This is a genomic window from Rhodococcus sp. T9N (genome assembly GCF_024436645.1).
Taxonomy (GTDB): Bacteria; Actinomycetota; Actinomycetes; order Mycobacteriales; family Mycobacteriaceae; genus Rhodococcus_F; species Rhodococcus_F qingshengii.
This window is the reverse complement of sequence record NZ_JAMSKS010000003.1, coordinates 476,693-483,123: the sequence shown is the minus strand read 5'-3', so window position 1 is coordinate 483,123 and position 6,431 is coordinate 476,693. Positions and strand designations below refer to the sequence as shown.

General features: G+C 65.1%; 6 protein-coding genes. 2 read left to right on the top strand and 4 right to left on the bottom strand.

The genetic code is table 11. The features are described 5' to 3' along the window. Positions 1-150 precede the first annotated feature (150 nt). On the bottom strand, positions 151-1,251 hold the full coding sequence (locus M1L53_RS08705; RefSeq protein ID WP_003943296.1) for a bifunctional lysozyme/C40 family peptidase: 1,101 nt from the start codon (positions 1,249-1,251) through the stop codon (positions 151-153). A 205-nt stretch (positions 1,252-1,456) separates the two neighbouring features. Here M1L53_RS08705 and M1L53_RS08700 point away from each other — a divergent pair, with 205 nt between their 5' ends. Together M1L53_RS08700 and M1L53_RS08695 are read left to right on the top strand one after the other, a co-directional pair. Next, positions 1,457-1,702 carry a hypothetical protein gene (locus tag M1L53_RS08700; protein WP_230587541.1) on the top strand — a complete coding sequence of 82 codons (246 nt, stop codon included), beginning with the start codon at positions 1,457-1,459 and terminating at the stop codon, positions 1,700-1,702. Further along, positions 1,699-2,493 carry an FAD:protein FMN transferase gene (locus M1L53_RS08695; protein WP_003943281.1) on the top strand — a complete coding sequence of 265 codons (795 nt, stop codon included), beginning with the start codon at positions 1,699-1,701 and terminating at the stop codon, positions 2,491-2,493. The genes M1L53_RS08700 and M1L53_RS08695 overlap by 4 nt, the downstream gene beginning before the upstream one ends. Positions 2,494-2,499: 6 nt before the next feature. Here M1L53_RS08695 and ilvA read toward each other — a convergent pair whose 3' ends face one another. The 3 genes from ilvA to M1L53_RS08680 form a co-directional block, all read right to left on the bottom strand. After that, positions 2,500-3,663 carry a threonine ammonia-lyase gene (gene ilvA, locus M1L53_RS08690; RefSeq protein WP_223304414.1) on the bottom strand — a complete coding sequence of 388 codons (1,164 nt, stop codon included), beginning with the start codon at positions 3,661-3,663 and terminating at the stop codon, positions 2,500-2,502. A 135-nt stretch (positions 3,664-3,798) separates the two neighbouring features. Continuing rightward, the gene (locus M1L53_RS08685) at positions 3,799-4,971 is read right to left on the bottom strand and encodes a cystathionine gamma-synthase (RefSeq protein ID WP_007728802.1); all 1,173 of its coding nucleotides are present in this window, start codon (positions 4,969-4,971) and stop codon (positions 3,799-3,801) included. A 44-nt stretch (positions 4,972-5,015) separates the two neighbouring features. Beyond that, positions 5,016-6,401 carry a cystathionine beta-synthase gene (locus M1L53_RS08680; protein WP_003943292.1) on the bottom strand — a complete coding sequence of 462 codons (1,386 nt, stop codon included), beginning with the start codon at positions 6,399-6,401 and terminating at the stop codon, positions 5,016-5,018. Between the last annotated feature and the right edge of the window lie 30 nt (positions 6,402-6,431).

Here is a 6,431-nt window from a genome sequence, read left to right as displayed (position 1 = left end):
CCCGCCCACCTGTCTCCCTTTTTGGGTCGTGGTTGTGGTGGGGGCCCCCACCCTTTTTTTTTGTGGTTTCCCCACACCCACCACCCCCCCCCCCCCCCCCCGCCCCCCCCCCGCTTCTTGCTCTGTCGACGCTCGCCGTTTCCTGCCCACTCACACCACGCGGCGAGCCTTCATGCCGGCGAAGATCGGGCCGACCTTCACCACGTCGCCGAACGTGGGTGCGTGAAGCATCTGACCGTTGCCGACGTAGATCGCCACGTGGCCGGGGCCGCCTGCCTGCCAGTTGCCGAACAACAGGTCACCGGGCTGCGCCTGATCCAGCGGGATCTCGACGCCGACACCCCACTGCGTCTCCGAGGTCCGGGGCAGAGTCACCCCGGTGGCCGCGTGGATCGCGTACGACGTCAGCCCCGAGCAGTCGAACCCGCCCATCGACGGCCCGTTGATGTTTCCGCCACCCCACACGTACGGCAATCCGAGAAACTTCAGACCGGCCTCGACGACGCCGCCCACCGCTGCGGCGAGGTTGTTGTAGTCGAAGGGCGCAAGCATCAGGGCGAACGAGTCCTGCAACGATTTGATCTGGGCGACGAACGGAGCGGCGACCGCCTGCTCCGCAGGAACCTCGCCCGACTTGTCTGCCGGAACGCCGCCCGCTTCGCGAACTGCGTCCGGCCCGACGTCGTAGGCAGCGAGCGCGAGGTCGACGGTATCGCCCTCGACCTCACCGGACTTCTGCCAGGACTGCGCTTGCTTCACGAGATCGCACAACCGGTATCCGGTTGTCATCACCGGATCGGCAACGCCCAGGATGTCCATCTTTCCGTCGCCGTCACCGTCCTTGCCGTATGCCGTCCACGCTGCGGTGGTGAAGCGGCCAGGCCCGCGCCCACCTTCCGGTGAGATGTCGGTATCGGGTCCGTACTTGAATCCGTTCTCGACCGAGTACAGCGAGGCGATCACCGCGGGCGTGATCTCCGAGCACAGAGCACCGGCCTTTTTGATCCACGGCGCGAACACTGCCACCGCTCCCACGGGCGCCAATGTCGCTCCCGGAAAGTTGGAGGGTACGGAAGGCACGATTCCCTCAGGTGTGTCCTGAGTTCGTGCCGGTCCGTTCCAGGCTGCAAGTGAGACTGCAGCATTCGAAGACTCGTTCTTCTCGACTTGTGCGGGCGCTCCGAGAGTTCCACTCATCACGCCCAGTGCGGTGCCGATCGACACAGCGATCGCCAGGACACCGACTGCCATCCGAACCTCCGATAAACCTCTGAAAATCCATGTACGTGGTCGTACCCGAAACTTGTCGGTGCGAACATCTACTCTTTCGAACATGCATTCGACAAGGCTCAGTCTCGCGACTCCTGTAACCAATGTCTCATTTATCTCGGCGGGCGTTACGCAAATGACTACAGACGCCAAGGCTTTTCTCAGGTTCGGCGTGCAAGCTGAGTCCATGAGCGACGATCGGCCACGACCCGCCCGGGGACGCACTACGGTGTATCGACCCGTTCGCCTCGCCCTCGCAGCCACGGCTGTGGCGGGAGCACTCGCAAGCGGCGGACTTTCACTCGTTTCTTCTCCCACTGCCACGGCACTCGCGCCGGACACGTCGGCTTCTCACACCAAGAATCCCGTAGCGAAGCGGCCCGTCGTGGTCGCCGGATTCGGATCCCCGGACGCCGTCTCCAACGGTTCGTGAGTACTCCGCGCTCGGCCTCCGAGTGGCTCACGTGGGGGGTTCAGGCCCGGGTCGTCGTCACCGACCCTGAAGTCCTTCCCTCCGCGGCCAGCCTGGTTCGCGGGTACCTCACCGCTGCCGACGCCGCCACCAATCGAGATCGTGCCGACTCCGAGATTCGTACCTATGTCAGCGCCGCGAGCAACGTCGACGGCGTCGCCGTGACCCCGATGTTCGCGCACTTCCTCGAAGACGCGTTGGCTGTCGCACGACTGACCGACGGCAAACTCACGCCGACGGCCGGGTCGGCAGACCCTCACTCCTGGTGGAAGATTCGCGTCGAGAACAACCGCGTGTACAGCCCGGACGACGTCGTTCTCGATCTGTCCGCGACGGCCCGCGCCAGTTCAGCGGACCACTGTGCCGCGTCCACTGCGACTCTTCTCGGGTGTGGCGTGCTGGTCGGCCTCGGCGGGGACATCGCGGTTGCCGGCCCGGCGCCGGAAGACGGCTGGCAGATTCAGGTGCAAGACCTGCCCGGCGACCCGACCTGCCAGGTAGCACTTCCGTCCGACTGCGGGATCGCCACGGCCAGCACCGTCAAGCCACTGCACCGCGAATCGACGGCGACGCCGATGTGGCGCACGGTGTCGGTGATTGCATCCTCCTGCGCCCAGGCCGCCGCATTCAGTCGGGTTGCGGTCGGCATGGGCGGTTCGGCCATCGACTGGCTACATCAACTCGACGTACCCGCCAGGCTGGTCGACCAGGAGTACCGCGTGACGGTTCTGGGCGGCTGGCCTGACGAGTAACTCGCCTCAGTTCTGCAGTCGTACTGCGTAACCGGCGCGGTCGAAGGCCGTCAGAAGTTCCGCCTTGTTGTCCGGACCACGCGTCTCGACGGTGAGGAAGACTTCCACTTCGTCGAGTGCAAGTTCGCCACCGGTACGGGAATGGATGACATCGACCACGCTGGCGCCGTTCGCTCGAACCACTTCGAGCAACGAGACCAGTGCGCCCGGCCGATCGTCGATGGTGATGTGAACGCCGAGGAACCGTCCGGCCGCTCGCAGACCGTGCGAGATGACGTGCGTGAGAAGTAGCGGATCGATGTTGCCGCCGGAAAGCACGGCGCACACCGGCCCTGTCAGTCCCAGCTCCTCCGGAGTGCAGGTCATCAAGGCCGCGACGGCCGCGACGCCGGCCGGTTCGACGATGAGCTTGGCGCGTTCGAGGCACAGCAGGAGCGCCTTGGACAGCGCTTCCTCGCTGACCGTCACCACGGCGTCGACATGGGCGGCAACTTCGGCGAACGGAACCTCGCCCGGGCAGCCAACGGCGATACCGTCTGCCATCGTGGACATCGACGCCAAGGCGGTCGGCTTCCCGGCTGCCAACGACGCCGGCCAGGCAGCCGCGGTCTCGGCTTGCACTCCGACGATGCGGACCTGCGGGCGCACAGCTTTGACGGCTGCAGCCACTCCCGCGATCAAACCGCCGCCGCCGGTGGGAACGAGGATCGTGCCGACCTCAGGCAGTTGCTCGAGGATTTCGAGCCCCACAGTCCCCTGCCCCGCCACGACGTCCTCGTGGTCGAACGGGTGGACCAGAACTGCTCCGGTTCGGTCCGCGAATTCGCGAGCGGCCACGAGCGCTTCGTCGACAGTCGAACCGTGCAGGTGGACCTGAGCTCCATATGCCTTGGTGGCCACCAACTTCGGCAGCGGCGCACCCGTCGGCATGAAGACGGTCGACTTGATTCCCAATTCTGTTGCAGACCAGGCAACTCCCTGCGCATGGTTACCGGCACTGGCCGCCACCACGCCCGCTGCCCGTTCCTCTGCGGAAAGATTGGCAATGCGGTTGTACGCACCGCGCGGTTTGAAAGAGCCGGTGCGCTGCAGATTTTCACATTTCAAACTCACGGCGAAGCCGGTGGTTTCGGACAACACTCGCGAGGCCACGACCGGGGTGCGTCGCATGACCGGGGCGAGCAGTTGCTGTGCAGCCTTTATCTGTTCGAGATTCACGCATGCCTCCAGAAAGTGCGCCTCCACACCCTCGTGAGGTGTGAAGGCGCACTGCAGATTCGAAGTCGAATTACTGTAGAGCGAAGATCAGGACAGCGCTTGCTCGATGTCGCCGACCAGATCGGAGGCGTCTTCGATGCCGACCGACAGGCGAACCAGATCGTCGGGAACCTCGAGAGCGGAACCGGCCGTCGAGGCGTGGGTCATCGCACCGGGGAATTCGATGAGGGATTCGACTCCGCCGAGAGATTCTGCCAGCGTGAAGATCTCGGTGCGCGAGCACAGGTCGAGAGCTGCCGCCTTGCCGCCCTTGAGACGGACGGAGATCATGCCGCCGAAGCGTCGCATCTGCTTGGCCGCGACCTTGTGCGACGGATGCGAAGCCAATCCGGGGTAGATGACGCTGGCAACCGCGGGGTGGCCGTCGAGCAATTCGACGACCTTCTCCGCGTTGTCACTGTGACGCTCCATGCGCAGCGCCAGTGTCTTGATTCCGCGCAACGTCAGGAACGCGTCGAAGGGGCCGGGAACGCCGCCGGATCCGTTCTGCAGGAAGGCAAACGCGGTGTCCAGTTCTTCGTCGTTGCAGACGAGAGCGCCACCGACCACGTCGGAGTGTCCGCCGATGTACTTGGTCGTGGAGTGCAGCGCGATGTCGGCACCGAGCTGCAGCGGCTGCTGCAGGTACGGCGAGGCGAAGGTGTTGTCCACCACGATCTTTGCGTTGCCCTCGTGGGCGACCTCGGCAAGGAGCTCGATGTCACCGATATTGAGCAGCGGGTTCGTGGGCGTCTCGACCCAGACCAGCTTGGTGTTGGACTTCATCGCCGCGCGCACCGCATCGACGTCGGACACCGGAGCCGGGGTGTACTCGATCCCCCACTGCGTGAAGACCTTGTCGATGAGGCGGAAGGTTCCGCCGTACGCGTCGTCGGGGATGACCAGGTGATCGCCGGGTCGAAGTACCGAACGGAGCAGGCAGTCGGTGGCCGCCATTCCCGAACTGAACGCTCGGCCGTAGGTTCCGGATTCGAGCGCGGCGAGGTTCGCCTCGAGTGGGCGACGGGTGGGGTTACCCGTTCGCGCGTACTCGAAGCCACTGCGCATTCCACCGACGCCGTCCTGGGCGAAGGTGGAACTCGCGTAGATCGGCACGTTGACCGCACCGGTCAGCGGATCGGGTTCGTAACCCGCATGCACCGCTTTCGTGGAGAAACCCTGCCAGCTGATGTTGTCGGCCTTGCTGCGTTGCTCACTCATGGTCCCCAGCCTAATGGCGCCGGTGCCGGCGCAGGAATCCGAACTCAGGAATCCGAACTCAGGAAACCCAGGAGATCGTGGCGCGTGATGACACCGACCGGCTTGCCGTCGTCGACGACCATGAGTGCGTCGGTGTCCCCGAGCGCCTTCGTGGCAGCCGAGACCGGCTCGCCGGAACCGATGAGCGGGAACGGCTTGCTCATGTGCTTCTCGACGGAATCCGCAAGGTGCGCACGGCCTTCGAAGACCGCGCTCAGCAGATCCCGCTCGGACACACTTCCGGCGACCTCGCCTGCCATGACCGGCGGTTCCGCACCCACGACGGGCATCTGGGACACGCCGTACTCGCGCAGGATCTCGATCGCATCGCGCAGGGTCTCCGACGGGTGGGTGTGAACGAGGTCCGGCAGCTCGCCCGACTTGCCACGCAGAACGTCGCCGACGGTGGGGACGTTGGTCTTGCCGTCGAGTGGGGTGCGCAGGAATCCGTACGACGCCATCCACTGATCGTTGAAGATCTTGGACAGGTAGCCGCGGCCACCGTCCGGGAGGAGGACGACGATCAGGGCGTCGGGGCCCTCACGCTTGGCTACTTCGAGGGCAGCGACGACGGCCATACCGCAGGAACCGCCGACCAGCAGTCCCTCCTCGCGGGCGAGGCGACGCGTCATCTCGAAGGAATCGGCATCCGAGACGGCGATGATCTCGTCCGGGATGGACGGGTCGTATGCCGACGGCCAGAAGTCTTCGCCGACGCCTTCGACCAGATACGGACGACCGGTGCCGCCGGAGTAGACGGAGCCCTCGGGGTCTGCGCCGATGACCTTGACCTTGCCGCCCGAAACTTCCTTGAGGTAGCGGCCGGTGCCGGTGATGGTGCCGCCGGTGCCGACGCCCGCGACGAAGTGCGTGATCTTGCCGTCGGTGTCGGCCCAGATCTCGGGGCCGGTGGTCTCGTAGTGGCTCTCCGGTCCGCCCGGGTTGGAGTACTGGTTGGGCTTCCAGGCGCCGGGGATCTCACGGGTGAGGCGGTCGGAGACGCTGTAGTAGCTGTTCGGGTTGTCCGGCGCGACGGCCGTGGGGCACACGACCACCTCGGCGCCGTAGGCGCGCAGGACGTTGCGCTTGTCTTCGCTGACCTTGTCTGGGCAGACGAAAACGCACTTGTATCCACGCTTTTGCGCCACGAGCGCCAAGCCGATTCCGGTGTTGCCCGAAGTCGGCTCGACGATGGTGCCGCCCGGCTTCAGTTCACCCGAAGCCTCGGCTGCGTCGATCATCTTGACGGCGATGCGGTCCTTGGAGCTACCGCCAGGGTTGAGGTATTCGACCTTGGCTGCCACCGTGCCGAAGTTTTCGCCCGTGACGGACGTGAGCTTGACGAGTGGGGTGTTGCCGATGAGGTCGACGACGTGTTCCGCGATGCGCATTCGTCCATGTTCCCAGATGAAAGAAAACGG

Coding starts and splice junctions, on each gene's coding strand:
- M1L53_RS08705 (WP_003943296.1), bottom strand. CDS start 1,251: ATGGCAGTCGGTGTCCTGGCGATCGCTGTGTCGATCGGCACCGCACTG.
- M1L53_RS08700 (WP_230587541.1), top strand. CDS start 1,457: ATGAGCGACGATCGGCCACGACCCGCCCGGGGACGCACTACGGTGTAT.
- ilvA (WP_223304414.1), bottom strand. CDS start 3,663: ATGCGACGCACCCCGGTCGTGGCCTCGCGAGTGTTGTCCGAAACCACC.
- M1L53_RS08685 (WP_007728802.1), bottom strand. CDS start 4,971: ATGAGTGAGCAACGCAGCAAGGCCGACAACATCAGCTGGCAGGGTTTC.
- M1L53_RS08680 (WP_003943292.1), bottom strand. CDS start 6,401: ATGCGCATCGCGGAACACGTCGTCGACCTCATCGGCAACACCCCACTC.